1 protein-coding gene is annotated in these 1,007 nt (G+C 70.1%); it reads left to right on the forward strand.

Annotation, left to right across the window (positions count from 1 at the left end; translation table 11 throughout):
- On the forward strand, positions 1-1,007 hold a 1,007-nt coding region (locus tag BRAO375_RS27910; protein ID WP_035642695.1), incomplete at both ends, for an amino acid adenylation domain-containing protein.

Raw genomic sequence — 1,007 nt, forward strand, 5'->3', positions numbered from 1 at the left:
ACATCGAGGTGCATCCGGAACATCTGGCCTACGTCATCTACACCTCGGGCTCGACCGGGCTGCCGAAGGGCGTGATGGTGCGCCATGGCGCCGTAACGAACTTCCTGTCGACCATGGCCGAGCAGCCGGGCATCACGCGTGAGGATCGCGTGCTCGGGCTGACCTCGCTGTCGTTCGACATCGCGGTGCTGGAGCTGTGGCTGCCGCTGACGCACGGCGCCCGGATCGTGCTCGCCGATCGCGCCGCCGCGCATGATCCGGCGAAGCTGAAAGCGATCGTGGCGCGGCACGGCGTGACCCTGATGCAGGCCACGCCATCGAGCTGGCGGATGCTGCTCGATCATGACGAGACGGCGGACTGGCTGCCGCGGGATTGCCGCCTGCTGAGCGGCGGCGAGGCGCTGGCGCCGGATCTGGCGCGCCGGCTTTCGGCGCTGAGCAGCGAGGTCTGGAACCTGTATGGGCCGACCGAGACCACGGTGTGGTCGGCACGGCATCGGCTCGATGCGGCCGGTCCACAGCCGGTGCTCGGCGGTCCGATCGGCAACACGACGCTGTATGTGTTGGACGCCCATCTCAATCTCGCGCCGGTCGGCGTAACCGGCGAGCTGTTCATCGGCGGCGAGGGCCTTGCCCGCGGCTATTGGAAGCGGGCGCAGCTGAGCGCGGAGCGCTTCATTCCCGATCCGTTCGGTCCGGCGGGCGCACGGCTGTACCGGACCGGGGACCTGGCGCGCTGGCGCGGCGATGGTGTGCTCGATCATGTCGGCCGCGCCGATCATCAGGTCAAGATCCGCGGCCATCGCATCGAGCTCGGCGAGATCGAGGCGCGGCTGCGGGAGCAGCCCGGGGTGCGCGACAGCGTGGTGGTGGCGCAGGAGCTCGGCGGCGGCCGGCAACTGGTCGGCTATGTCAGCGGCGCGGATGCGCTCGATGGCGCCGGCTTGCGGGCAGCGCTCGCCTCCACGCTGCCGGACTACATGGTGCCGTCGCGGGTGATGGTGCTG

It is taken from the genome of Bradyrhizobium sp. ORS 375 (assembly GCF_000239775.1).
GTDB lineage: Bacteria > Pseudomonadota > Alphaproteobacteria > Rhizobiales > Xanthobacteraceae > Bradyrhizobium.